Here is a 24,658-nt window from a genome sequence, read left to right on the forward strand (position 1 = left end):
GGCGTGTCAGCGCAGGTGACCCGCGGTGATCGAGCGGAGGTGGCCGTCGGTGACGGAGCGCAGGTGGCCGTCGGTGGTCGCGGTGACCTTCGCGGCCGTCTTGACGGTGGTGGTGACGGTGGTGGTGACGGTGCGCAGGTGACCAGTGGTGCCGGTGGGGTTCCCGGCGGCCGACGCGGCGGGCGCCAGGGCTGCGCCGCCGGCGAGGAGAGCACCGGAGACGAGGACGGCGGCGAGCGTGCGGGGCATGGTCACGTCGAGCTCCAGTCAGTCAGGGTCGGGACTGAGTGTCACCGACAACCCGAGCATCGGCGGGTTCCTGAGCACGCTTGAGCACTGAGGAGTTGTTCTTGAGACTACTCTCCGTGACCTCCGGGAATCTGCGGCGTCCTGGCCGGGACGATCAGGTCCCGGAGGGCCCCAGCACCACCTCGGAACCCGGGAACACACGCCGGGGAGTCAGCGACCGGGGTCGGCGAAGTCCAGGCGCATCTCCACCTCGTCCTGCGTCGGGTCGAGGTTGTAGGGAACCCGGACACCGGTGTCGCGGAAACCCCAGCGCCGGTAGAAACCCTGCGCCCTCGGGTTGTCCTCGTGGACGTGCAACGTCATGCGGGTGGCCCCGGGGCGACTGCGCGCCCAGCGCAGGACCTCGGCGAGCAACCGGTCCGCGAGCCCCGCACCCCGATGAGCGGGATCGACGAAGACGGAGACGAGGAACAGTCCCTCCTGCGGGTGGGTGAAGGCGCTCATGGTGCCCACCCACCGTTCGCCGGCCTGGGCGACGACGGTGGAACTCCCCGGTTCGCGGGTGCGGCGGACGCGGAAGCGCCACTCGGCCTCGTCGTGGTGGCGGGCCGTCTCGAGGGTCTCGGCGAAGGCGAGCGGGGTGTCCTCGAGCATGCGCAGACGCAGGTCGCGCCAGCGCCGCCAGTCGGCCTCGTCGACCCCCCTCAGCACCACGTCCACGTTGCCACACTAGAGGTGGCGATCCGTCGCACCGCGTGCCACGCTCGTTCGGAGCGTGATCCTCGGCGTTGAGGAAGGTGCACCGTGAAGGAACGACAGACGACCCGCGTGGCGACGGACGTCGCCACCGAGGCGGAGAACGTCCTGGAACTGCGCGAGGACGGACACCGGGTCGCAGCGGTCGCGGGGACGCGGGCGGCCGACCTGGACGTGCGACGCGTGCTGGCCTGGTGGCGAGGCTTCGAGGAGCAGGTGTCCTCCCGGGGGGAGGAGCTGCGCGGCCTCGGCCCGGAACTCGAGGAGGCGGCCCGCGCCGCCGACGCGATCCTGGCGAAGACGCCACCGGTCCTGGCCGCGGACGTGTTCGACGCCGTCGCGGTCGGGTTCGCCTCCGTCCCCGGCATCCCCACCCTGCTCGGGCCGTGGTTCGCGGAGTTCGCGCGGTCCTGCGGACGCGAGGCCGGCACCCACGAACTGGCCGACGCGGCCTGGGCCGGGATGTTCGCCGTCCAGCGCGCCGGGGCACCCGCACCGGGTGCCGGGTCGCTCGTCGACGCGATGGCGCCGGCCGCCGACGCCCTCGCCGGGGCCGACGTCGCGGACGTCCCGGCGGTGGCCGCTCTGCACGCCGCCTACCGCGCCGCGGCCGACGGGACCCGGCACACCGTGGTCGACGGGGTCGTGGACCCGGGAGCCCTCGTGGTGACCTGGTTCTTCGAACGGGGCACCGTCGTCTGAAGTAGTTGACGCTTGAACGACCTCCGTGTACCGTCACTGGTGAGCAGTTGAAGCTGCAAACACCTAGCGGAGGTCACCATGGGCTGGTTCGGCGGAAAGACCAAGGACGCGGAGTCCACCACCACGACGACGACGGGCGCACTGCCCGTCGTCCCCGGCTACCTGGCCGGGACGTGGACCATCGACGCCTCGCACTCCGAGGTGTCCTTCACCGTGCGCCACATGGCCGTCAGCAAGGTCCGCGGCCGCCTGGGCTCCGTGTCCGGCGAGATCGTCACCAGCCAGGACCCGGCCGGCTCGGCCGTCACCGCCGAGGTCGACGTCACCACCGTGACCACGTTCAACGAGCAGCGCGACGGTCACATCAAGAGCGGCGACTTCTTCGAGATCGAGAACCACCCCACCGCCTCGTTCCGCTCCACCTCGCTGACCCACGACGGCGACGACTTCGTCCTCACCGGCGACCTGACCCTCAAGGGCGTCACCCGGCCGATCACCCTCGGCCTCGAGGTCTCCGGCTTCGGCCCCGACGCCTACGGCGGCACCCGAGCCGGGTTCTCGGCCAAGGGCACCATCAACCGTCGCGACTTCGGCCTCTCCTTCGACGCCAAGCTCGACAACGGGGGCCTCGTCGTCTCCGACAAGGTCGACCTCGAACTCGACATCGAAGCCGTCCTCAACGCCTGACCCTCACCTCCCGCCCGTGATCCTGCGGGGAAACCCAGCGGGACCACGGGCGAGGACGGTGCGGAGCATCGCGGCGCGGGGGGACGTCGCCATCAGGCGGAGGTCCTCGACGGGGCTCGTGGAGCCGTCGAGGAAACCCAGCACGCGGTGAACCGGGTTGCGCCGGAACAGGTCCACGAAGAACCGGGCACCGTCCACCCGGCCGGTGGCCATCGCCTGCAGGACGAGGGAGTCCATGAGCAGGTGCCGCGGCCGGTGCGCCGGCGGCAGCCGCAGCCCCTCCCCCCGCACCGCCTGCCGGGCGAGGTCGTCCGCCTGGCGCTGCAGGGCCGTGAACGAGTAGCCCGTCGAGGGCCGGACCGAACCGGAGTTCGCCCCCCAGCGCAGCACCCGCGGGTCGCCCGACGTCGGGAACCGCGCGTCGGTCATCGGGATGACCCCGCGCTCCTCCCCCAGCACCTCGTGCGCACCGATCCCCGCGCGCTCCAGGTACGAACCCAGCCGGTCCCGGTACTGCTCGTCGGTGAGCAGGTCGACCGAGAACTCGGTGTACTCGACGAGCGCCTCCGTCGGCGACGTCGGCAGGACGTAGCCGAACGCGACCCCGCCCGCGGGCTGCGGCGTGCGGAAGTCCATCAGCGTGACCGTGCGCGGGTCGAAGACCGGGCGGGCGGTGCGGACCCGGTGACCCAGGAAGTGCTGCCACAACAGCGTGCGACCCGTGCGCGGCACCGGAACGGGTCGGGTGTCGACGATGCGGCCCCCCAACGCGGCAGCGTCGTCGACGACCTCCTCCCGCACGGGGACCCCGTGAGCGGCGAGGCGCTCGCGGACGGCCCGGTCGAGGTCGGTGGAGTGCAGCATCCGGTAGCGCCACGAGCCGAGGTCAGCGGTGACGGTCCCGTCCTCCCCGACGACGCGGACCCGGGGCCAGGACGCGGCGACGAGGTGACCGAACGGGCCGGGACCGCTCGCCCCCCAGGTGCTCCAGGTGCGGTCCTGGGTCCGCTGGGTCGCGCCGCGGGGGGCCTCGACCACGTCGAAGGGGACGTCGGTGCCGGCCAGACGCCAGGCCAGGCTCGAGCCCGCCGCGCCGAGGCCGACGATCGTGAGCCTGGTGCGCGTGTCAGCCATGCCCCTAGGGTTCCTCACGGACCACTGAGCTCGAGAAGGGAACTGGCGTGAACATCGTCAACGGTTTCAAGGACTTCATCCTGCGGGGCAACGTCATCGACCTGGCGGTCGCGGTGGTCATCGGGGCGGCGTTCTCGGGGATCATCAAATCCATCGTGGACAACCTCATCACCCCGCTCATCGCGGCCATCGGGGGCGCTCCCGACACCAGTCAGTTGTGGATCGTCGAACTCAACAACGCGGAGTTCCGCTTCGGAGCCATCATCGCGGCGATCATCAACTTCGTGGTCATCGCGGCTGCGGTCTACTTCGTGATCGTCCTGCCGGTCAACAAGCTCCTCGCCCTGCGCAAGCGGGGTGAGGTCGCGGAGCCCAAGGCGCCGTCCGAGGACGTCCTGCTGCTCACCGAGATCCGCGACCTGCTCGCCCGCCAGACCGGCGGGACCACGCCGACCCTGAACACCAGGGACTAGCGGGTCCCGGTGGGCCCGTCGTCGCCGGGGACGGCCTCGGCGAGGTCCTCCGCGGAGATCTGCACCCCGGCCGTCGGGTCGCCCGCACCGGTCCCGTCCGCGACGTCGTCCTCGAGGCCGAACGGGTCCTGGGGGTCGCGGGCAGGGCTGGGGATCGGGCCGGAGTCGGAGGAGCGGGCGTTCTCGCGGCTGCCGCCCTCCTCGACGGCGTGGACCTCGGCGTTGTCGAACACGTCGACCTGATCGGTGCTCTCGTTGCTGTCGGTGCTCTCGGTGCTCATCCGCCCACCCTGCTGGCTGGAGCGTGCCCCCGCACGCGGGAGTTCCCACCTCGTCCTGACCCCGTCCTGGGCGAGATCACAGGATCGGTGCCGAACGTCGGAGGACACCAGCCGTTGTGGGCGGTGAGCACCGCGTCCGAGGAGTCCCCTGTGAGTGAGCCGTTCCCCCAGCCGATCGCCGGCCCCACCGCGCCGGGCCGGTCGCCGTGGTGGCAGAAGCCGGTCGTCGCGATCGCGACGGTCGTCGTCGTCACCGGCCTGACCGGCGGGGTCGCGTACGCCGCGACCCGCGGGGACGCCGCCGGCGGCACCACCCGGGAGCAGTCCGGGTTCCCGGGAGGTGGCCAGTTCGGTCGTAACCAGCAGGGTCAGACCCCGCGCGGCGCGGGCGCCCCCACGACCTGATCCCGCCGCGCTCCGGCCGCCAGCCAGGCCGCGAACTCCGCCGGCGGTAGCGGCCGCGCGTGCAGGTAGCCCTGGGACTCGTCGACGTCGAGACCCCGCAGGACCGTCAGGGTCGCCTCGTCCTCGACCCCCTCCGCGACGACGCGCAGCCCCAGCCGGTGCGCGAGCGCCACGGTGGCCTCGACGATCTCGGCGGTGCGGGGCTCGGCGAGCACGCGCATCGTGAAGGCGCGGTCCAGCTTGAGCTCCGTCGCGGGGAGGTCGGTCAGGTAGGCCAGCGAGGAGTAGCCCGTCCCGTAGTCGTCGATGCTCAGCTGGACCCCGCGGCGGGTCAGCTCGTGGGTGACGGCGAGGGCCAGGTCGGGATCGGCCATGAGGGTCGTCTCGGTCACCTCGAGGACGAGGCGGCCCGGGGCGAGACCGGTCTGCTCGAGGACGCGGTCGACCAGGCACAGCAGGCCCGGGTGCGTCAGCGACGACGCGGACAGGTTCACCGAGATGCGTAGCGGCACGCCGCCGTCGCTCCAGGGCCTCGACTCCTCGACCGCCCGCTGGAGCAGGTGCGCGGTCAGGGCGTCCATCAGACCGTGCTCCTCGACGAGGTCGAGGAAGGTCAACGGGGGCAGCAGTCCGCGCGTGGGGTGCTGCCAGCGGACGAGGGCCTCGACCCCGACCACCCGACGGGTCACCACGTCGAGCTGCGGTTGGTAGTGCACGGCGATCTCGCGCCGCATCTGCTGCTCCCCGGCGCCGACGAGGGCCTTCAGGTCGGCCACCAGCGCGGCCCGGTCGCGCAGCCGGGCGTCGACCTCGCAGTCGTAGAGGCTGACACCCCCGCCGGCGGTCTTCGCGGTGTACATCGCGGCGTCGGCCTGGCGCAGCAACCGGTCGGGGTCGAAACCCCCGGCGGGCAGCGACCGCACCCCGATGCTGAGCCCGATCTCGACCTGCGCGGCGACGGCCCGGTGCACCGTGGCGGCGATCTCGACGGCCTGGTCCTCGTCCCGGCCCGGCATGACGACGGCGAACTCGTCACCGCCGATGCGGGTGAGCACGGCGTCGACGGGCAGGGCCCGCCGCACGCTCACCGCGACGCGACGCAGCAGGTCGTCGCCGGCGTGGTGGCCCTGCCGGTCGTTGACCTCCTTGAAGTGGTCGACGTCGAGCAGCAGCATCGCCGCGGGCAGACCACGCCCGACGAGGTCCTCGAGTTCGCGGACCAGCGCGCGCCGGTTGCCGACCCCGGTGAGCTCGTCGGTGAGGGCCTGGTGGCGCGACTCGGCCAGCTGGGCGAGCTCGCGGACCAGGTGCACGACGCGGAAGGTGATGCCGAGGATGGCGACCGAGGCGTAGGCCGTCGCGTGCCAGCCGCCGGCCCGTCCGTCGGCGACGAGGACCACCACGGCGAGGGCGAGCACGATGAGCGCGCCGACCGCCGGGGCCTGGCTCGTCGCGGCGACGGGGACCGGTCGCCCGCGACGGGTGGAGGCGTAGGCGATGACCAGGAACGCGAGCGTCCACGCGGCCTGGCCGCGGACGGCGTCGCCGGGGTGCCCGCGCAGGGTCGAGCTGACGAGTCCGACGCCGGCGAGCGCCACCAGGATCAGCCACATGCGGGGGTCCCGGGAGAGGCCGCCGACGCCGGCGACCGTCAGGGCGGTCCCGAGCAGGATGACCATCGACCCCGCGACCAGCAGCCACAGCTGCACCTTCCAGTCGGGCCACCCGGCCGGCAGGACGTGGAAGCGCTGCTGGGCGACGATCCCGGCGCCGGTGCAGGCCAGCACCGCGCTGAGGCCGTTGAGGAAGTCGCCGGGGTCGGAGGTGTAGGTGCGGAAGCGGTTCCAGCGCACCAACCCCTGGTAGGCGAGGGGGATGGCCGCGAGGACGCACCCGCCGAGGAGCCCCAGGCTCCGCTCGCCCGTGACGAGGGCGAGCACCGGCTGGACGCCCACGACGACGGCCGCGCCCGCGAACCAGCGCCAGACGACGTCGTCGGTGCGGCGCTGCGCCCCGCGGGCGAGGACCAGGACGGCCACCAGGTGGGCGCCCGCGAGCAGCGCGGAGGACACGGGCCGGTCCACCGGGAGGAGCAGGGCCGCGCCCACGGCGACGCAGGCCAGGGCGACGACCGTCACCCGGGCGTCCGGTCGTGCCGGGCTGTTCGTCACCGGGAAGGGATCGACGGGGTGATCTTGGTTCTGGCTGGGCCGATCGGTGGGTTTGGGGCCCCGGGTCAGCGCAGGTGGCGGACCCGGAGGACGCGGAGCCGGTTGAGGGCGGCGGCCACCTCGTGCCGGCGGGGAACGGCGACGTCGGAGGGCGAACCGTCGACCCAGTCCGCGACCGGACCGGCGAGGTCGGCGTCGAGGAAGTCGAGGACCTGCGCCAGCGTGCGCCGGCCGTCGAGGTGACCGGCCGCGACGGCGTGGTCGAGGGCCAACCCCGCCCCGGTGACCTGGCCGGCGTCGGTGAACTGGCGGACGGCGCGGACGTCCACGTCGTGCTCGCCGAAGCGGAGGGTGTCGGTGGCGACGGCCGAGATCCGCCGCCTCCCCTTCGCGGTCGCGTCGACGCTGCCCGGTTCCGGGACGCGGGCGCGGACGGGCGGGAACCGGCCCGCCTCGACGACCCGGCCGGTCGGGCGGGCGGCGACCTCGCGGGCCCGGGCGGTGATGTCGGTGCAGCGGTAGGAGTCCATCAGCAGGACCCGGTCGGCGACGTCGAGGTAGTCCCCCGAGGCGCCGACGACGAGGACGGTGGAGACGCCGTGGTCCTCGCCGAGCGAGCGGACGAGGTCGACGAAGGGGTTCAGCGGTTCGGAGGCCTTGGCGACGAGTTCCTGCATCCGGGCGTCGCGGACCATGAGGTTGCTCGCCGCGGTGTCCTCGTCGATCAGCAGCAACCGCGACCCGGCCTCGAGCGCCTCCAGGGTCGCCGCGGCCTGCGACGTCGATCCCGAGGCGTCGGCGGTGGAGAAGTCACGGGGGTCCAGCCCGCCCGGCAGGCCGGTGACGAAGGCGCCGACGTCGACGCGGGTGACGCTGCGACCGTCCTCCGCGCGGATCGCGACGGCGTCACCGGTGGTGACGACCAGGTCGCGACCGTCGCCCGGCACGTGATCGTGGACACCGCTCTCCAGGGCGCGCAGCAGCGTCGACTTGCCGTGGAAGCCGCCGCCGACGATCACGGTCACGCCCGTGGGGATCCCCATGCCGGTGGTCGCCCCCCGGTGCGGCAGGTCGACGCTCACCCGCAGCGACTCCGGGGAGGCGAAGGGAACGGCCCCACGGGCGGGTCGGTCGTCGACCCCGCTGGCCCGCGGCAGCACCGCTCCGTCGGCGACGAAGGCGACGAGCCCCCGTCCGGGGAGGGCGCGACGCAGGTGGTCGGCGTCCTCGACCGCGTCCACGAACGCGCGGGCGGCAGCGAGGTCGACGCCGAGGACGTGGTCCGCGAGCAGGTCGGGGAGTTCCCGGGCGAGGTCGGCCGCGGCCGTGCGGCCGTCGATCCGACGTCGTGGACCCGGCAGGTGGTAACCGAGGCGCAGCAGCGCACTCCCGTCGACGGAGACCTCGAAGCTGCTGCGCTGCAGCACCTCCTGACCGCCGGCGTCGACGCGGAAGGCGGATCGCGGGGCGGCGGCCGAGCGGGCGAGGAACCCCGCGAGGGCCCGCCGCCGCACCGCGGGGCGCAGGTCGAGCGCCGCGAACGGGGTGTCGGCGAGACGCACCTCCCACCGCGACGGTGGCGCGAACGGGTCGGCCTGCGGGTGCGTCAGCGTCGCCGTCATCCCCGGGGCCAGCGGCCAGGGCCGACCGGTCAGCGAGCGGTACCGGGCGTACGGGCCCCCGTCGAGTCGCTCCAGGGTCTCGTGCAGATCCACGCGGGCCAATGATCCTTCCGGGTGGGGCACTGTCAAGGTCAGCCGCCCGTGGTCGATGCTGTCAGGGTGCTGACGGAGCGTGCCCAGGGCGACGCGACAGCGGCCGACGACACGTCGGACCTGCTGGCGCGGTCCGAGGCTGCCCGCACCCGGGGCGACTACCGCGGCGGGCGACTGCTGGCCGAGCAGGCGGTGGTGATCGCCGCCGCCGCGGGGGACGACGCCACTCTCGCCCTGGCCCTGCGGCTCGTCTGCAACCAGGCCCTGCGCCTGGGCGACGTCGAGGACGCCGCCCGCGCCGGCAACGAGGCCGTGCTGGTCGCCGAACGGCTCGGGGACCGGGGCGGGCAGGTGGACGCCCTCAACCTGCTGTCCTTCGCCTACCTGAACCTCGCCCTCTACGACGAGGCGCTGGAGTCGATCGAGCGCAGCATCGAACGCGCCGTCACCCTCGACGACCCGGAACTGCGGTCGGGCACGTTCAACCGCGCCGGGACGATCCGGTCCGCGATGGGCGACTTCGCCGCGGCCGCGGAACTCTTCGACCGGGCCTCGGAGGAGATCGCCGGTGGCGGGGTGTCGAGCGAGACGGTGTTCTGCCTCCTGACGAACACGGCCGACCTCGTGGTGCAGGAGGCGCACTCCGGACGCGAGGTCGACACCGACCGGCTGCACCGCGGGGTCGACCTCTCCCAGCGCGCGCTCGTCCTCGCCGACGAGGTCGGGAACCCCTACCGGCAGGCGTTGTCGCTGCTGAACTCCGGAACCCTCTCGGCGTACCTGGGCGACGCCGAGGTCGCCGAGACGACCCTCGCCACCGCCATGACCCTCACCCGTGAGCACGGGTACCGCGGCCTGGAGGTGGGCGTGCTGGAGACCCTGGCGATGGACGCGCAACGCCGCCGCGCGTTCGCCGAGGCGGTCGAACGGTTCGACGACGTCGTCGTCCTGGCCACGGAGGTCCACGACGCGAGCGTGCTCGCCCGCGCGTTCCACAACACCGCCCAGTGCCACGAGGAACTCGGACAGTTCCGCGAGGCCCTGGCCGCCTACCGCCGCTTCCACGACCTCGAGACGACGCAACGGACCCAGACGGCGGAGGTGCGGGCCCGTCTCCTCGGGCAGACGGTGGAACTCAGCGAGCTGCGCCAGGAGGCGGCGTCGCTGGGTCGTCAGGCCCACGAGGACCCGCTGACCGGTCTGGACAACCGCCGGTCCTTCGACGTCGCCCTGCCGGAACTCCTGGCGGGTGCCTGCGAGCGCGACCTCGTCTGCGTCGCCCTGCTCGACGTCGACCACTTCAAACGGGTCAACGACACGTTCGGTCACGCCGTGGGTGACGAGGTCCTGCGCCGGCTGGGGGTGATCATGCGCGAGGAGGTCCGTCGTCGTGACGTGCTCGCCCGCATCGGGGGCGAGGAGTTCGCCCTGGTCTGCCTGCTGTCCGGCCCCGAACGCGTCGACCATCTCGCCGACGGGATGCAGTCGCGGCTGGACCGGTTGCGCCGCAAGGTCTCCGAGACCTGCTGGGACGAAGTGGCGCCGGGGTTGCACGTCACCGTCTCGATCGGGGCGATCCTCACCGGCGTCGGAGGCGCGCAGGGCGCGGACGACCTGCTGCGCGCGGCCGACGAGTTGCTGTACGCGGCGAAGGCCGCCGGACGCGACCGCGTGCTGACGCGGTACCTCACCGTCCGCTGACCCTCACCGTCCGCCGAGGACGTCCTCGAGGCTGCGCGCGGGGTGACCGGTGACGGCCTCGACGTCGCCCGAGACGACGTCGAGCTCACCCTTCGCGATGGCCGTGTAGGTGCTGACCCACCCCTCCACCATCCAGTCGGGCGCGCCGAAACCCGCCCGCGCGTCGTAGGCCTCCTCCAGCGTCTCTTCGACGTAGGTGACCTCCCGACCCTGGACGCGGGAGATCGTCGCGGCGATCTCGGAGAACGTCAGCGCCTGCGGACCCGTCAGGTCGTAGCTGCGGCCGGCGTGGGCGTCGTCGAGGAGGGCGGCGACCGCGACCTCGGCGACGTCGGCGCGGGCGACCGCGCCCAGCCGGCCCGCTCCGCCCGGGCCGCGCAGCGCTCCGTCGACGACGAACTCCGGGAGGATGTCGGAGTAGAAGGAGTCGCGCAGGAACGTCGTCCCGAACTTCGCCGCGCTCAGCATCTCCTCGGTGGCGAAGTGGTCGCGACCGAAGGTGAACGTGCAGTCCGCGGCGGCGTTGAGGAACGACGTGTAGACGACCCGCTGCACCCCCGCCGCGGCCGCGGCCTCCACGACCGAGCGGTGCTGGTCGAGGCGGTGCTCGTCCTCGGCCGCGGAGGCGAAGAACAGCGTGTGGACCCCGTGGAACGCGTGCTTCAGCGCCTTCGCGTCGCCGTAGCTCGCGGTCCGCACCCCGGCCCCCGGCAGGTCCGGGGCGCGGGAGGCGTCACGCACGACGAGTCGCTGCTGGACACCGGCCGAGGACAGCGCCCGGGCGATCCGGCCGCCGACCGCTCCGGTGGCGCCGGTGACTGCGATGAGGTCCATGGCTCCAGACTGCCACCGCCGGGCGTCGTGTGGTCACCCCACTGCGCCTGGGTGTCGCACCCATCGGTGTCACCACGTGGAGTGAGCCGTGGGTGCGCCGAAGACGTCGCCCTGGCGCCCGGATCGTCACACCCACACGTGCACCCACCACGCGTCCGGACGGGACGCCGCCCCGGGGGTCAGCCGGCCGGGTAGCCGGTGGGGACGGTCGCCACGCCCTTCGACGGCATGAGCACCCACAGCACCGGGTAGATCAGCACCTGGCTGCCGGGGATCACGACGAGGGTCGCGATGAAGACGGCGCGCATCACCCAGGGGTCCAGCCCGAAGCGCTCGGCGAGGCCGGCGCAGACCCCGCCGAGGAGACGGCGGTCCTGGGGGCGGGACAGTCCCTGGCGGGCGAAGCCGGTGTGGATGGCGTTCACGGTGGTGCTCCTTCGTCGTGGCGTTCCGCACCGTGCGGTGCCGATGGCTCAACCGTGCCGCCACCGGGTCACCCCGACATCGGGGACGAACCCTGAACGATCCCCGAGTCGACCCTGGCTCCCTACCCCCGGGCCGTCGGGGGCTGGCCGTAGTCGGCGAACCTCGCCACGACGCGTTCGATCTCGTCGGCCGGGAGTGCCGCGGGTTCCGCGACGGCGGCCGCGCGCAGGTAGACGTCGCACAACCACTCCAGCTGCCGCGCCCGGTCGTAGGCACCCCGCAGGTCCCCGCCCGTCGTGAGGGTCCCGTGGTGCTTCAGGATCACCGCGCTCCGACCCTCCAGGGACCGGGAGGCGTTGTCGCGCAACTCCTCCGTGCCGAACGTGGCGTACGGGGCGACGAGGACGGAACCGCCGAACATCGCGATCTGGTAGTGCACGGGCGGGAGTTCGTCGCGCAGCAACGACAGCGCCGTCGCGGCCGGGGAGTGGGTGTGCACGACCGCTCCGGCCCCGTGCTCGCGGTAGGCCACGAGGTGCAGCGGGAGTTCCGAGGTGGGTCTGAGCGAACCCGCCACGACCTCCCCGGCGAGGTCCACCACCACGACGTCGGACGACGTCATCGTCCCGTAGTCCGTTCCGCTCGGGGTGACGGCGACGAACTCCCCCGCCCGCACCGACACGTTCCCCGACGTGCCCACCACGAGACCGTCGGAGACCATCCGCCGGGCGAACTCCACGACCTCTCCCCGCTCGCGCTCCAGCACGTCAGGCCCGCCCCGCCCGGCGGAACTCCTCGACCTGGGCGAGGTCGACGATCCCGGCGTCGGAGCCGAGCCCGGTGGCGACGAGGCTGCCGCAGGCCAAGCCGCGGTCGGCGGCGACGATCAGGTCGAGCCCCTCCAGCAACCCGGAGATGAAACCCGATGTGAACGCGTCCCCGCAGCCGGTCGTGTCCACGACATCGACGTCGAACGCGGGGACGACGGTCTCCGCCTCACCGTTGCGGGCGACGCTGACGCCGTCGCCGCCGAGGGTGAGGACCGTGCAGCCGACCCCCTTGCCGTGCAACCAGGTGATGATCTCGGCGCGGTCCTCGGTGCCGACGAGCCACCCCGCCTCCTCGATGTTCGGCATGAGGTAGTCGACGTGGGGCAGGACGGGTTCGAGGAGTTCGACGGCGTCCGGGCGCGGGCTCATGAGGAAGTCCACGGTGGTGGTCAACCCCAGTTCCTTCGCGCGCTGAAGGATCCGCCCGGCGGGTTCGCCGTCGATGCCCGGCAGGACGAACAACCCGCCGAGGTGGAAGACCTCCGCCTGCGCGACGACGTCCCAGGGGACGTCCTCCTCCCGCAGCCCCGCGTTCGCGCCGATGACGTGCAGCGCCGGCCGGGAACCGTCGGCGCGGATCGGCAGCAGGCTCGCCGAGGTCTGCCGGTCGGGGTCGGTGAGCAGGTGGTCGACGTTCACGCCGTAGCCGGTCATGGTGGTGCGGACGAAGTCACCGATGGTGTCCGCACCGACCCGGCCGACGCTGGCCACGTCGACGCCGAGCTTCGCGAGGTTCACCGCCGGTGCGGCCGCGGTCCCGGCGACGGTGAACCGGATCTGCTCCAGCGGGGCGAGCTGCTGTCCCGGCGGGACGGCCGTGAACGGCCACCCCAGCGCGTCGGCGATGTGCGCTCCGAAGGAGACGACCTGCGGCATCGAACGTCCTCTCGTCGGGACGGTCGACGACGATCCGCCCTCGTGATCTTCCGCGCCAGTCTCGGAGGATCCCCTCCCGCCCGCAAGGCTCAGGAGGGGGTGGTGACGAGGACGGCGGAGTGGTCGTCGCCCCAGGACGCGGTGAGGGTCTCACCGGCGGGCACGTCGCCGCCGAGCACGCGCTGCACGACGAGGTCACCTGCGGCGGTCGTGATCGTCGTGACCGCGCCGACCGTCGCGACCTGGACCGACGTGATCGTCGGGGCGTCCGACGCCGATCCGCTGCCCCGGGCCGTGGCGAACTTGGGGCCGGGCTCGAAGCGCCCGTCGACGGCGACCTGGATGTCCGCCTCGGTGCCCCCGGTGACGATCGCGCGGTGCAGGACGTCGGCGTAGACGGGATCGCCGACGGCGTCGTAGACCCAGCGCGGTCCGAGGACGGAGTGGTCCATCGTCGTGACCAGGAACTCCTCGGCCCCCTCGAGCGGAGCCGCGCGGTAGGTCAGCGGCGCCTGCAGCACCGGGCCCTCCCCGACCCGCACCAGCATCGTCTCGACCCCGACCTCACCGGCGGGGTCGTCGAAGCGGAAGCGGCCGACCTGCAGCAGTTCCGCGCCGGCCGCGACCCCGCTCCACGGCTGCCGCGGCAGCCAGTCGGACAACGCCTCGAGCTTGGTGGGGGTGAGCTGCGCCTGGTGGATGACGGCCATGCGCCGAAGCTACTGCGGCGGCTGCCCGTAGACGTGCCCGACGGGCAGCCGGACGACACGTCGCCGGTCGGCGACCATCGCGCGGCGGTAGTCGTCCCAGTCCGGGTGCTCGCCCGCGAGCGCCCGGTAGAGGTCGACGAGCTCCTCGACGGCCTCGTCGTCCTCGCGCTCGGCGACGGCGGAGAGCGTGGCGTCGCCCTCGACGACGACCCAGCTCCAGAAGTCCGGGGAGGTGACGTGCAGGCTGGCGCGCGGGTCGCGTTCGAGGTTCTTGGACTTGGCGCGGTCGGCGGTGATGGAGATGCGGATCAGGCCGGTGGCGCGGTCGAGGTGGTGGCTGACGTTGGACAGCTGCGGTCGCCCGTCGCGCTTCAGCGTCACGAGGACGCTGTTGCGGGTGGAGGCGACGAGGTCGAGCAGGTCGTTCTGCGGGTCCGTCATGGGGGAGGAAGTCCGGGGCGGGCGCCGTTCTTCCCGCGGTCCGGTGGAGCGACCCTCAGAGCCGCGGTTCCCGGACCGCCAGTCCGGCGAGGAAGGTCGCGACGAGTTCGCGGACGCCGGTGGTGAAGTCGATGCGGAAGACGGCGAGCTCGGGGTTCTCCCGGTAGGCCTGGAGCATCCCCTCCGACGGGCGGCACATCGACCACAGCCCGGCGATGGTCACCAGGACGACACCGGTGACCGCCATGGCGCGGGGGCCGTCGTCGGAGCCGACGAGCCGGGCGAGGCGGCGCGCGAGGTGCAGCGACGCCCGTTTGTGGGCGGCGGCGACCTCGGCGGAGACGTTGTGCTCGAGGATCCCGGTCGAGGCGGAGACGAGTTCGCAGAACCGGGGGCGGGCGGCGGCGGTCTCGGCGATGGCGAGGGCCAGGACCTCGGGGTCCTGGTCGCCGTCGAGGCGCTGCTCGAGGGCGTCCAGCCACTCCGCGTGGGCACGGTCGAGGAGTTCCAGCAGCACGGCCTCGCGGGACTCGAAGTAGCGCAGCAGGTTCGACTTGGCCAGGCCGACGCGGCGGGCGAGTTCGTTGAGGCCGAGGTCGGCGACCCGCACCTCGTCGAGGTACTCCCCCGCGGTCGTGAGGATCGCTTCGCGGCGCGCGGCGCGCTGGTCGTCGGTGCGCGCACGGACGAAGGACTGCTGGGACATGACTTCCTTAGAGACCGTCGGTCTGTTACCTTTCCAACAGACCACCGGTCTGATGGTCCCACGAATCCCCAGGAGTCACCGTGTACGCAGTCCCCGACCAGTCCGGGCGCCGCATCGTCGTCACCGGCGCCAACAGCGGCACCGGCAAGGAGGCCGCGAAGCGCCTCGCCGGCGCGGGGGCCTCCGTCGTCCTCGCCGTCCGCACCCTCGCCAAGGGCGAGGCCGCCGCCCGGGAGATCGCCGAGGCGGTGCCCGGCGCGGACCTCACCGTCCGGCGCCTGGACCTGGCCGACCTCGCGAGCGTCCGCGAGTTCGCCGACGGGATCCACGCCGACGGCCGCCTCGACACCCTCGTCAACAACGCCGGCGTGATGATCCCGCCGCAGCGCACCCTCACCGCCGACGGTTTCGAGCTGCAGTTCGGGACGAACTTCCTCGGGCCGTTCGCCCTGACCGTGCACCTGCTGCCGCTGCTGCTGGAAGGACCCGCGCCGCGGGTCGCGACCATGTCGAGCGCGGCCGCCGGGATCGGGCGCCTGCACGTCCGCGACCTCAACTGGGCCGCGCGCTACCGCCCGGCGCTGGCCTACGCGCAGTCGAAGCTCGCGGACACGCTCCTGGGTCTGCGGCTGGCCGAGCTGTCCCGCGAGAACGGCTGGGGTCTGCTCAGCACGATCGCCCACCCCGGCTACACCCGCACGAACCTGCAGACCGCCGGCCGCAACCTCGGACGCACCGTGGACCTCCCGCCCGTGCGGCACACCGTGATCCCCTCGCAGGAACCGTGGCAGGGCGCCGAACCGCTGCTGTTCGCCGCCGCGGACCCGGCGGCCGAGCAGGGTGGCTTCTACGGGCCCTCCCGCCTCGGGCTGGTGGGCCCGAGCAAGCAGGTGGCGATCCCGCGCAGCGCCAGGGGGCAGGACCTGCCGAGGGTCGCGTGGGCGATCGGGGAGTCCCTCACCGGAGTCCGGGTGGGGCCGGGCGCAACGGTCCCCGTGTGAGGGAGGCCGGGAACGACGAAGGCCCCGGTCTCTCGACCGGGGCCTTCGCCATCTGTGCGCGAGGGGGGAGTTGAACCCCCACGCCCTTTCGGGCACACGGACCTGAACCGTGCGCGTCTGCCTATTCCGCCACTCGCGCAGACATCTAAACCGTACCAGCCCCCGGACGGTCCGGAGGACACGGGCGGGACGGCCCATCACGACAGCTCCACCGGCGTGCACCGCGTCCACACCGGCAGGAGGGGGCGTCCCGGCTACCATGCCGAGGGCTGGACCATCGGTGACGATCTTGGGAGGAGGCTCGACGTGGGAGTCCTGGACCGCTTCGAACGTGGCGTGGAACGCGCCGTCAACGGCGTCTTCGCGCGGGCCTTCCGCAGCGAGGTGCAGCCCGTCGAGGTCGCGAGCGCCCTGCGCCGTGAGCTGGACGACCGGGCGGCTGTGCTGTCCCGCGGGCGCACGCTCGTCCCGAACAGCTTCATCGTCGAGCTCGGCCCCGCCGACCACGAGAAGATCGCCTCCTGGCAGGACACCCTCGCCGACGAGCTCGTCGCGGCCGTGACCCAGCACGCCGAGAAGCAGCGCTACTCCTTCGTGGGCCCGGTCCGCGTCGACTTCCACGAGGCCGACGACCTGGAGACGGGCGTCTTCCGCGTCCTCTCCTCCACCGTCAAGGGCCGGGTCGCCCCGTCCACCCCGAAGACCGCCGACGCGGGCCGGCCGCGACTAGAGGTCGACGGGCGCGGCTACGTGCTGGCGGAGTCGGTGACGGTCATCGGCCGCGGTTCCGACGCGGACGTCGTCGTCGACGACCCGGGCGTCTCACGCCGCCACGCCGAGATCCGCGTCGTGGGCCAGGGTGCACGGCTGTCCGACCTCAGCTCCACCAACGGCACCTTCGTCGACGGCGAACGGGTCTCCTCGATGGACCTCTTCGACGGCACGACGATCACCGTGGGGCGCACCAAGCTGGTGTTCCACTCCGCGCGCCGGGACGAGGGCTGGACGTGACCCCGGGCGCGGCGAGGGGAACGGCTCCGTGAGCGAACTGACCCTCACCGTCCTGCGACTGGGGCTGTTGATCGTCATCTGGCTCTTCGTCCTCGCGATCGTCAGCGTCCTGCGCGCCGACCTGCTGGGCACGCGGGTCACCACGCGCCGGACGGAACGGGCGAAGGCGAAGCCGTCGCGTGAGGCCGCCCAGCCCCCGGAACCGGTGCGCCCCAAGCGGGCGACCCTCGTCGTCACCGAGGGTTCGCTGCGCGGGACGACGCTCAGCCTCGGCCAGGCCGCCGTCCTCATCGGCCGCGGCGCCGACTGCACGCTCGTCCTCGACGACGAGTACGCCTCGACCAAGCACGTGCGGATCACCGCGAACCCCGCCGGTGACGGCTGGGTCGTGGAGGACCTGCAGTCCACGAACGGAACCGTCCTCGGTCGCGAGAAGCTGACCACCCCCGCCCCCTTCGAGCCCGGCACGCCGTTGCGCATCGGCAAGACCGTGCTCGAACTCCGGAGGTAGCCCGTGGCCATCGCGCTGAACTACGCCGCGCGCTCCGACGTCGGACTCGGACGCAGCAACAACCAGGACTCCGGCTACGCCGGGCCGCACCTGCTCGTGATCGCCGACGGGATGGGCGGTCACGCCGGCGGTGACGTCGCGAGTTCGCTCGCCGTCGGGGAGCTCTCCGTCCTCGACGGGGAGTCGCACGGCAGCGACGACGCCGCCCAGCACCTGCACACCGCCCTCGACGCCGCCAACGGGCAGTTGCGCCGCCGGGTCGAGGACGAACCCGACCTGTCCGGGATGGGCACCACGGTCACCGCGATCCTGCGGGCGGGCAGTCGACTCGTCCTCGCCCACATCGGCGACTCGCGCGGCTACCTGCTGCGCGAGGGTCAGCTCACGCAGCTGACGAAGGACCACAGCTACGTGCAGAGCCTCATCGACGAGGGCCGCATCAGCCCCGAGGAGGCCGAACGCCACCCGCAACGTTCGGTGATCATGCGCGTCCTCACCGGTCGCGACGACGACGAGGCCGACGTCTCGGTCCGCGAGGCGAAGCCGGGCGACCGCTACCTGCTCTGCAGCGACGGGCTGTCCGGCGTCGTCAGCCACGAGACCCTCACCGAGACGCTCGCCGCGGGGATGGACCCCGACGCGACGTGCCAGCGCCTCGTGGAACTGGCGCTGCGCGGTGGGGGTCCGGACAACATCTCCTGCATCGTCGCCGACGTCGTCGAACTCGGGGGCGGGCCACCGCCCTCCACCACCCCGCAGGTCGTGGGCGCCGCCGCGTTCCACCGTCCCCGCCGCTCCTCCGCCGCCGGGACCCCGGCGGCCCGCGCCGCCGCCCTGCGCGCGCGGCAGGAGGACTCCGGCGACGACTCGGAGGACGACGATCAGCCGCCCCTGACCGAGCGCGAACGCCGACGGCGTCGCCGCCGCTGGATCGCCGGGCCCGTGCTGCTGGTCCTGCTGCTCGTCGCCGGGGGTTTCGGCGGCTGGCGGTGGAGCCAGCAGCAGTACTTCATCGGGGTCGACGGGAAGACCGTCGCGGTCTACCAGGGCCTCACCCAGGACATCGGCCCGTTGTCCACGTCGCACGTGCTGGAGTCGACCGACATCTCCGTCTCCGACCTGCCCACCTACTGGTCGACCCGCGTCGAGGCGAGGATCTCGGCGCGCGACCTCGCCGGGGCCCACGACACGGTGCAGAACCTCGAGGACCTCGCCGCGGCCTGCCGCGCGGCCACCACGCCGACGCCCACGCCCACGACGGCACCCGCGAGCGTGCCGACGACCGCACCCACGACCGCACCCACGGGTTCTCCCAGCGCGACCCCGAGCGCGAGCCCCACGCAGACGTTGACCCCCGAGGACTGCGGAGGTGCCGGCTGATGGCGACCGTGCTGCCCGTCTACCCCACCACCCGCCGCAACGTGGAACTGCTGCTCGTGCTGCTCGCCGTCGTCATCGCCGGCGGCGCCTGGGCCGTCGTCGGGTTGACCATCGACGGGGCGCTACCCCCGAACCTCTTCGCCTACGCCGGCGGTCTGGGGGGTCTCGCGGTCCTGCTGCACCTGGTCCTGCGCTGGCGCGCGAAGCACGCCGACCCGCTGCTGCTGCCCGTCGCGACCCTGCTCAACGGCATCGGGCTGGTGATGATCCACCGCCTCGACGAGGCGCTGGACACCTCCTCGGCGTCCCGGCAGTTCCTCTGGTCGGCGCTGGGGATCATCGCCGCCGGCGTCGTGCTGGTGTTCGTGCGCGACCACCGCATCCTGCGCCGCTACACCTGGACGGCGGCCGTCGCCGGTCTCGTCCTCCTGCTGCTGCCGATGGTCCCCGGCCTGGGCCGCACCGTGAACGGCGCCCGGATCTGGATCGGTCTCGCCGGGTTCACCTTCCAGCCCGGGGAACTCGCGAAGATCTGCCTGGCGATCTTCTTCGCCGGCTACCTCGTCGTGCACCGGGACGCGTTGAGCCTCACCGGTCGCAAGGTGCTGTTCCTGCAGCTGCCGCGCGCCCGCGACCTCGGCCCGATCCTGCTGGCGTGGGTCGCGAGCATCGGCATCCTGGTGCTGCAGCGCGACCTCGGGACGTCCCTGCTGTTCTTCGGGTTGTTCGTCGCGGTGCTCTACGTCTCGACCGAGCGGGTCAGCTGGATCGTGCTCGGGCTGCTGATGTTCTCCGCCGCCGCGGTCTTCGCGGCGCGGACGATGGGCCACGTCGAGGCCCGCGTCGACATCTGGCTGCACCCCTTCACGGCCGAGAACCGCACCGGTTCCAGCTTCCAGCTCGTGCAGGGGTTGTACGGCATGGCCAACGGCGGGCTGCTCGGCACCGGCCTCGGTGAGGGCCGTCCGCAGACCGTCCCGTACGCCAACTCCGACTTCATCTACTCCTCCCTCGGGGAGGAGCTCGGCCTCGTCGGGCTGTTCGCCGTCCTGATCCTCTACGTGGTGCTCGTCGAGCGGGGCATGCGTACCGCGATCGGCGTCCGCGACGGGTTCGGGAAGCTGCTCGCCGCCGGTCTGGCGTTCTCGGTGACCCTGCAGGTGTTCGTCGTCGTCGGCGGCGTCACCCGCGTCATCCCGCTGACCGGTCTGACGATGCCGTTCCTCGCCGCCGGCGGGTCCTCGCTGGTGTCGAACTGGATCGTCGTGGCCCTGCTGCTGCGGGTCTCCGACCTCGCCCGTCGTCCCGCCGCGGAGGTCCGCAACGGCCCCGACGGCGACACGGGTGCGACCCAGGCGGTGAGGATCCCGTGAACCGGCCCCTGCGACGCCTGTCCCTCGTCGTCGCCTTCCTGTTCTTCGCGCTGTTCGCCTCGACGACGTGGATCCAGTTCCTGCGCGCCGACCAGCTCAACGCGATGCCGGGCAACTCGCGGCAGCTCTACGCGGAGTTCGGCCGGGAACGCGGCGCGATCCTCGTCGACGGCGGGGCCGCGATCGCGTCCAGCGTGACGTCCGACGACCAGTACGACCGGCTGCGCACCTACGCCGCGGGCCAGTTGTACGCGCCCGTGACGGGGTACTACTCGCTGCGCTACGGCACCTCGGGCATCGAGCGGGCCGAGAACGACGTCCTCGCCGGGTCCGCCGACGAGCTGTTCTACCGCAACCTCTCCAGCCTGCTCACGGGCGAACAGCCCAAGGGCGCCTCCGTCACGCTGACGCTGCGGCCCAAGGTCCAGCAGGCCGCGTGGGACGCCCTCGACGGGCGCAAGGGGGCCGTCGTCGCGCTGGACCCGGACACCGGCGACATCCTCGCGATGGTCTCCAGCCCCAGCTACGACCCGAACACCCTGGCCACCCACGACGGTGACGCCGAGGCGCAGTCCTGGAAGTCGCTGAACGCCGACGAGGACGACCCGCTCATCAACCGGGCCACCGGCTCGCTCTACCCGCCGGGGTCGACGTTCAAGCTCGTGACCGCCGCCGCGGCGCTGGAGAGCGGCGACTACACCGCCGACACCCAGCTCGACGGACCGCAGGAACTCGCACTGCCGCAGACCAGCAACACCCTGAAGAACGACGAGGGCACCGCCTGCGGCCCGGGCGACAAGGTGTCACTGGCCGACGCCCTCAAGATCTCCTGCAACACCGCGTTCGGTTCGCTCGGCCTCAAGCTCGGCGCCGACACCATCGAGTCGCAGGCGGCGAAGTTCGGGTTCGGGCAGTCGCTGTCCATCCCGACCTCCGTCGCGACCAGCCGCTACCCCACGGGCGACGCCGTCGCCGGGCCGCTGCTGGCCTACTCCGCGATCGGCCAGGGCAGCGACGTCGCGACGCCGTTGCAGGTCGCGATGCTCTCGGCCGGCATCGCCAACGACGGGGTCGTCATGAAGCCCAACCTCATCGCCAACGTGCGCGACTCCGACTCCGCCGACGTCATCGAGGAACCCGCGCCGGAAGAGCTCGGCCGCGCCGTCAGCTCCGGTACGGCGAAGACGTTGCAGCAGATGATGGAGCTCGTCGTCTCCTCCGGGACCGGCACCCGGGCCCAGATCGACGGCGCCACGGTCGGGGGGAAGACGGGGACCGCGCAGCACGGTGCGGGCCTGCCGCCCTACGCCTGGTTCACCTCCTTCGCGGAGAAGGGCGGCAAGAAGGTCGCCGTCGCCGTCGTGATCGAGGACGGCGGGTCGACCGAGAGCGCCTACGGTGGACGGTTGTCCGCGCCGGTGGCCAAGACGGTCATGGAAGCGGCGCTCGATGGGTGAGACGGACGCTCGCCGGGCAGGATCAACAGGAGCAGACGCGGGACGGGGAGAGCTGTGACGGACACGACGACTGGCCAGGGGGTGCCGGCACCGCGCGTGCTCGGCGGCCGGTACGAGGTCGGCTCACTGCTCGGCCGCGGCGGGATGGCCGAGGTCCACGTCGCCCGCGACACCCGCCTCGGACGGATGGTCGCGGTGAAGCTGCTGCGCTCCGACCTGGCCCGGGACCCCTCGTTCCAGGCGCGGTTCCGCCGAGAGGCGCAGGCTGCGGCCGGGCTGAACCACCCCTCGATCGTCGCCGTCTACGACACCGGCGCCGACACGACGGTGGAACCCGGCGGCGGGCGGGTCGAGCTCCCGTGGATCGTCATGGAGTACGTCGAGGGCCGCACGCTGCGCGACATGCTGCGCACCGACCACCCGCTCGCCATCGAGGAGTGCCTCTCGATCACCGAGGGCATCCTGAACGGGCTGGAGTACTCCCACCGGATGGGGATCGTCCACCGCGACATCAAGCCCGCCAACGTGATGATCACCCCGGCGGGCGAGATCAAGGTGATGGACTTCGGCATCGCACGGGCCGTCAGCGACTCCTCGGCGACGTTGACGCAGACCTCCGCCGTGATGGGCACCGCCCAGTACCTCTCCCCGGAGCAGGCGCGCGGGGAGCAGGTCGACTCCCGCAGCGACCTCTACTCCACCGGCTGCCTGCTCTACGAGATCCTCACCGGCCGCCCGCCCTTCACCGGCGACGCGCCGGTCGCCGTCGCGTACCAGCACGTCTCCGAGCAGCCGCGGCCGCCGTCGGCGCTGGCCCCCCAGATCCCGCCGGCCGTCGACCACGTCGTCCTCATGGCGTTGTCGAAGGACCGCGAGCACCGCTACCAGTCGGCCGCCGACTTCGCCGACGACCTGCGCCGGGCCGTCGAGGGTCGTCCGCTGCGCGGGGCGAGCTTCGCCACCCAGACGTTCGAGGCCGCTCCCCCGACCGCCGCGACCACCGTGACCCCGCCCGTGGCGGTCCCGGTCCCGGTGAGCCCGCCGACGGGTGCGTTGCCGCGCGTCAGCGACGGCGACCCGCCCTACGAGGACGAACCCGCCCGCAGGCGCTGGCCGTGGGTGCTGCTCATCGTCGCGCTCGTGCTGGGCATCGGCGGGGTCGGCGCGGCGCTGTTGAACAACGACGGCGGCGGCGGCAGCGGGGAGCAGACGTCCTCCGCGCCGGCGACGGTCGCGATGCCCGACGTCGTGAACTCGGCGCAGGCCGACGCCGAGTCCCAGCTCACCCGGCTCGGGCTGACGACGACCGTGACCCAGCAGGCCGACGACACCGTCGCCGAGGGGAACGTCATCAGCACCGACCCGGAGGCGGGTGCGCAGCTGACCGTCGGCACGAGCGTGACCCTCGTCGTCTCGACCGGGTCGAACGCCGCCGTCGTCCCCGACGTGTCCGGAAAGACGCAGGAGGAGGCTCGCGCGGCCCTCACCGCGGTCGGCCTCAGCGTCGGCGACGTCACCACCGGGGACAGCCCGACCGTGGACAAGGGCGAGGTCATCTCGACCGACCCCGCCGCCCAGGCGTCAGTCCCCAAGGGCAGCGCCGTCGCGCTGACCATCGCCAGCGGCAAGGTGACGGTGCCGGACGTGACCGGGAAGCCGCTCGCCGACGCCGTGAAGCAGTTGCGCGACCTGGGTCTCAGCACGAACTCCACGGAGACGACGGTCCCGACCGACGCCGACCCCGGCACGGTCGTGACCCAGGACGTGTCGCCGGACTCCAGCGTCGACGTCCGGACCCTGGTGAACCTCACGGTCGCGCCGGACCGGACCGCCACGGAGTCGCCGACGTCATCGCCGACCGACTCCCCCACCGCCAGCGCGTCACCGTCGAGCAGTCCGACGTCCTCGGGTTCGCAGACGGGTGCGGTCGGCACCCCCACGGGGGACGGGAACGGCCAGTGACCCGGATCCTGCACTTGTCCGACACCCACCTGATGGCGGCCGGGGCCCTGTACCAGGGCCTCGTCGACACCGCGGCGGCGCTCGGGCACGTGCTGGAGTCGTTGCACGGCACCGGTCCCCTCGACGCCGTCGTCGTCTCCGGGGACGTCTCCGACGACGGGTCGCCGGCCTCCTACGAGACGGCCCGCAACCTCGTCGGTCGGTTCGCGTCCGACCACGGCGCCGTCGCTGTCTTCGCGATGGGCAACCACGACCTGCCCGGTCCGTTCACCGCCGTCCTGGGGCCGACGCGGGCCGTGCACGTCGTCGACGGTCTGCGGATCGTCGTCCTCGACTCCTCGGTACCGCAGCGGGGGTACGGCGAGCTCTCCGCGGAGCAGCTGTCCTGGTTGGGCGCCGAGCTGTCGACGCCCGCCGCACGCGGTTCCGTCGTCGTCGTGCACCACTCCCCGCTGCCGGCGCCGACGGTCCTGCACGAGGCCCTGCGGCTGCAGGACCCCGCGGGGCTGCTGGCCGTGCTCGAGGGCTCCGACGTCCGGGCGGTGCTGTCCGGGCACTACCACCACCCCTTCGCGGCGACCTACCCCTCGGGGCTGGCCGCGTTCGTCGCGCCCGGCGTCGCGAACCGCACCGACGTCCTGGTCGCCGCCGGGCGGGAACGGGCCGTGCGCGGCAGCGGAGCCCTGCTCGTCGAACTCGACGACGACGGCGTCCGCGCGACCGTCCTGATGGTGACCACGCCCGGGGACGGTCAGGAACTCTTCGTGCTCGACGAGGCGACCGTGACCCGGATCGCCGTGGAGGCGGGCGTCCCCGCCTGACTCCCCCCGATCCCCGTGATCTCGCGGGGATTCCCTGCACGATCA

General features: G+C 72.8%; 26 protein-coding genes and 1 tRNA gene. 13 read left to right on the forward strand and 14 right to left on the reverse strand.

The annotated features are described in order from the left end of the window. Positions 1 to 6 precede the first annotated feature (6 nt). Together SJY07_RS12615 and SJY07_RS12620 are read right to left on the reverse strand one after the other, a co-directional pair. The gene (locus tag SJY07_RS12615; RefSeq protein ID WP_380159522.1) at positions 7 to 255 is read right to left on the reverse strand and encodes a hypothetical protein; all 249 of its coding nucleotides are present in this window, start codon (positions 253 to 255) and stop codon (positions 7 to 9) included. A gap of 204 nt (positions 256 to 459) precedes the next feature. Next, the gene (locus tag SJY07_RS12620) at positions 460 to 969 is read right to left on the reverse strand and encodes a GNAT family N-acetyltransferase (protein WP_380159525.1); all 510 of its coding nucleotides are present in this window, start codon (positions 967 to 969) and stop codon (positions 460 to 462) included. An 84-nt stretch (positions 970 to 1,053) separates the two neighbouring features. Between SJY07_RS12620 and SJY07_RS12625 the strand changes: the two genes are divergently transcribed. Together SJY07_RS12625 and SJY07_RS12630 are read left to right on the forward strand one after the other, a co-directional pair. Beyond that, positions 1,054 to 1,707 (forward strand): DAK2 domain-containing protein, encoded by a 654-nt coding sequence (locus SJY07_RS12625; protein WP_380159527.1) that lies wholly within the window; start codon positions 1,054 to 1,056, stop codon positions 1,705 to 1,707. 78 nt (positions 1,708 to 1,785) lie between these two features. Continuing rightward, positions 1,786 to 2,394 carry a YceI family protein gene (locus tag SJY07_RS12630; protein WP_328293889.1) on the forward strand — a complete coding sequence of 203 codons (609 nt, stop codon included), beginning with the start codon at positions 1,786 to 1,788 and terminating at the stop codon, positions 2,392 to 2,394. A 3-nt stretch (positions 2,395 to 2,397) separates the two neighbouring features. On the opposite strand, the gene SJY07_RS12635 is transcribed toward SJY07_RS12630, so the two are convergent. After that, positions 2,398 to 3,528, reverse strand: coding sequence for a lycopene cyclase family protein (locus SJY07_RS12635; RefSeq protein WP_380159529.1), 1,131 nt, complete (start codon positions 3,526 to 3,528; stop codon positions 2,398 to 2,400). A gap of 47 nt (positions 3,529 to 3,575) precedes the next feature. On the opposite strand from SJY07_RS12635, the gene mscL reads away from it, so the two are divergent. Next, on the forward strand, positions 3,576 to 4,001 hold the full coding sequence (mscL, locus tag SJY07_RS12640) for a large conductance mechanosensitive channel protein MscL (protein WP_380159531.1): 426 nt from the start codon (positions 3,576 to 3,578) through the stop codon (positions 3,999 to 4,001). Here the strand turns inward: mscL and SJY07_RS12645 are convergent. After that, the gene (locus SJY07_RS12645; RefSeq protein WP_328293886.1) at positions 3,998 to 4,282 is read right to left on the reverse strand and encodes a hypothetical protein; all 285 of its coding nucleotides are present in this window, start codon (positions 4,280 to 4,282) and stop codon (positions 3,998 to 4,000) included. The genes mscL and SJY07_RS12645 overlap by 4 nt on opposite strands. A 150-nt stretch (positions 4,283 to 4,432) precedes the next feature. On the opposite strand from SJY07_RS12645, the gene SJY07_RS12650 reads away from it, so the two are divergent. Next, positions 4,433 to 4,687, forward strand: coding sequence for a hypothetical protein (locus tag SJY07_RS12650; protein WP_380159533.1), 255 nt, complete (start codon positions 4,433 to 4,435; stop codon positions 4,685 to 4,687). On the opposite strand, the gene SJY07_RS12655 is transcribed toward SJY07_RS12650, so the two are convergent. Further along, positions 4,651 to 6,858 carry a putative bifunctional diguanylate cyclase/phosphodiesterase gene (locus SJY07_RS12655; RefSeq protein ID WP_380159535.1) on the reverse strand — a complete coding sequence of 736 codons (2,208 nt, stop codon included), beginning with the start codon at positions 6,856 to 6,858 and terminating at the stop codon, positions 4,651 to 4,653. The two genes, SJY07_RS12650 and SJY07_RS12655, sit on opposite strands and share 37 nt — an antisense overlap. A gap of 65 nt (positions 6,859 to 6,923) precedes the next feature. Further along, positions 6,924 to 8,573 (reverse strand): P-loop domain-containing protein, encoded by a 1,650-nt coding sequence (locus SJY07_RS12660; RefSeq protein WP_380159537.1) that lies wholly within the window; start codon positions 8,571 to 8,573, stop codon positions 6,924 to 6,926. Between the two features lie 66 nt (positions 8,574 to 8,639). Between SJY07_RS12660 and SJY07_RS12665 the strand changes: the two genes are divergently transcribed. Further along, entirely contained in the window at positions 8,640 to 10,274 is a 1,635-nt protein-coding gene (locus SJY07_RS12665) for a tetratricopeptide repeat-containing diguanylate cyclase (protein ID WP_328293882.1), read from the forward strand. A gap of 3 nt (positions 10,275 to 10,277) precedes the next feature. On the opposite strand, the gene SJY07_RS12670 is transcribed toward SJY07_RS12665, so the two are convergent. From SJY07_RS12670 to SJY07_RS12700, 7 genes are all read right to left on the reverse strand, one after another. Further along, entirely contained in the window at positions 10,278 to 11,108 is an 831-nt protein-coding gene (locus SJY07_RS12670; RefSeq protein ID WP_328293881.1) for an SDR family oxidoreductase, read from the reverse strand. A gap of 179 nt (positions 11,109 to 11,287) precedes the next feature. Then, positions 11,288 to 11,533: a PspC domain-containing protein gene (locus SJY07_RS12675; RefSeq protein WP_328293880.1), complete on the reverse strand. Its 246-nt coding sequence runs from the start codon at positions 11,531 to 11,533 to the stop codon at positions 11,288 to 11,290. A gap of 122 nt (positions 11,534 to 11,655) precedes the next feature. After that, positions 11,656 to 12,300: a class II aldolase/adducin family protein gene (locus tag SJY07_RS12680; RefSeq protein WP_328293879.1), complete on the reverse strand. Its 645-nt coding sequence runs from the start codon at positions 12,298 to 12,300 to the stop codon at positions 11,656 to 11,658. Between the two features lies 1 nt (position 12,301). Then, positions 12,302 to 13,240 carry a carbohydrate kinase family protein gene (locus SJY07_RS12685; protein ID WP_380159541.1) on the reverse strand — a complete coding sequence of 313 codons (939 nt, stop codon included), beginning with the start codon at positions 13,238 to 13,240 and terminating at the stop codon, positions 12,302 to 12,304. Between the two features lie 89 nt (positions 13,241 to 13,329). Then, positions 13,330 to 13,950, reverse strand: a complete 621-nt coding sequence (locus SJY07_RS12690) for a hypothetical protein (protein ID WP_380159542.1) — start codon at positions 13,948 to 13,950, stop codon at positions 13,330 to 13,332. Positions 13,951 to 13,959: 9 nt separating this feature from the next. Next, positions 13,960 to 14,391, reverse strand: coding sequence for a PPOX class F420-dependent oxidoreductase (locus SJY07_RS12695; RefSeq protein WP_380159544.1), 432 nt, complete (start codon positions 14,389 to 14,391; stop codon positions 13,960 to 13,962). A 55-nt stretch (positions 14,392 to 14,446) separates the two neighbouring features. Then, entirely contained in the window at positions 14,447 to 15,097 is a 651-nt protein-coding gene (locus SJY07_RS12700; protein ID WP_380159546.1) for a TetR/AcrR family transcriptional regulator, read from the reverse strand. Between the two features lie 80 nt (positions 15,098 to 15,177). Between SJY07_RS12700 and SJY07_RS12705 the strand changes: the two genes are divergently transcribed. Then, positions 15,178 to 16,098: an SDR family oxidoreductase gene (locus tag SJY07_RS12705; protein WP_380159548.1), complete on the forward strand. Its 921-nt coding sequence runs from the start codon at positions 15,178 to 15,180 to the stop codon at positions 16,096 to 16,098. Positions 16,099 to 16,153: 55 nt separating this feature from the next. On the opposite strand, the gene SJY07_RS12710 is transcribed toward SJY07_RS12705, so the two are convergent. Next, positions 16,154 to 16,237: transfer RNA gene (locus tag SJY07_RS12710), tRNA-Leu, on the reverse strand. 167 nt (positions 16,238 to 16,404) lie between these two features. Between SJY07_RS12710 and SJY07_RS12715 the strand changes: the two genes are divergently transcribed. From SJY07_RS12715 to SJY07_RS12745, 7 genes are all read left to right on the forward strand, one after another. After that, complete coding sequence (locus tag SJY07_RS12715) at positions 16,405 to 17,109, forward strand: DUF3662 and FHA domain-containing protein (protein WP_328293873.1); 705 nt, start codon at positions 16,405 to 16,407, stop codon at positions 17,107 to 17,109. A 28-nt stretch (positions 17,110 to 17,137) separates the two neighbouring features. Next, on the forward strand, positions 17,138 to 17,620 hold the full coding sequence (locus SJY07_RS12720) for an FHA domain-containing protein (protein WP_380159550.1): 483 nt from the start codon (positions 17,138 to 17,140) through the stop codon (positions 17,618 to 17,620). Positions 17,621 to 17,623: 3 nt separating this feature from the next. Next, positions 17,624 to 19,000 carry a PP2C family protein-serine/threonine phosphatase gene (locus tag SJY07_RS12725; protein WP_380159552.1) on the forward strand — a complete coding sequence of 459 codons (1,377 nt, stop codon included), beginning with the start codon at positions 17,624 to 17,626 and terminating at the stop codon, positions 18,998 to 19,000. Further along, positions 19,000 to 20,373, forward strand: coding sequence for an FtsW/RodA/SpoVE family cell cycle protein (locus tag SJY07_RS12730; protein ID WP_380159554.1), 1,374 nt, complete (start codon positions 19,000 to 19,002; stop codon positions 20,371 to 20,373). The genes SJY07_RS12725 and SJY07_RS12730 overlap by 1 nt, the downstream gene beginning before the upstream one ends. Then, positions 20,370 to 21,830, forward strand: a complete 1,461-nt coding sequence (locus tag SJY07_RS12735) for a peptidoglycan D,D-transpeptidase FtsI family protein (protein WP_380159555.1) — start codon at positions 20,370 to 20,372, stop codon at positions 21,828 to 21,830. The genes SJY07_RS12730 and SJY07_RS12735 overlap by 4 nt, the downstream gene beginning before the upstream one ends. An 81-nt stretch (positions 21,831 to 21,911) precedes the next feature. After that, positions 21,912 to 23,792 carry a Stk1 family PASTA domain-containing Ser/Thr kinase gene (gene pknB / locus SJY07_RS12740; RefSeq protein WP_380159556.1) on the forward strand — a complete coding sequence of 627 codons (1,881 nt, stop codon included), beginning with the start codon at positions 21,912 to 21,914 and terminating at the stop codon, positions 23,790 to 23,792. A gap of 14 nt (positions 23,793 to 23,806) precedes the next feature. After that, positions 23,807 to 24,613: a metallophosphoesterase gene (locus SJY07_RS12745; protein ID WP_380159558.1), complete on the forward strand. Its 807-nt coding sequence runs from the start codon at positions 23,807 to 23,809 to the stop codon at positions 24,611 to 24,613. The last annotated feature ends 45 nt before the right edge of the window (positions 24,614 to 24,658 follow it).

It is taken from the genome of Kineococcus sp. R86509 (assembly GCF_042466365.1).
Classification (GTDB): Bacteria; Actinomycetota; Actinomycetes; order Actinomycetales; family Kineococcaceae; genus Kineococcus.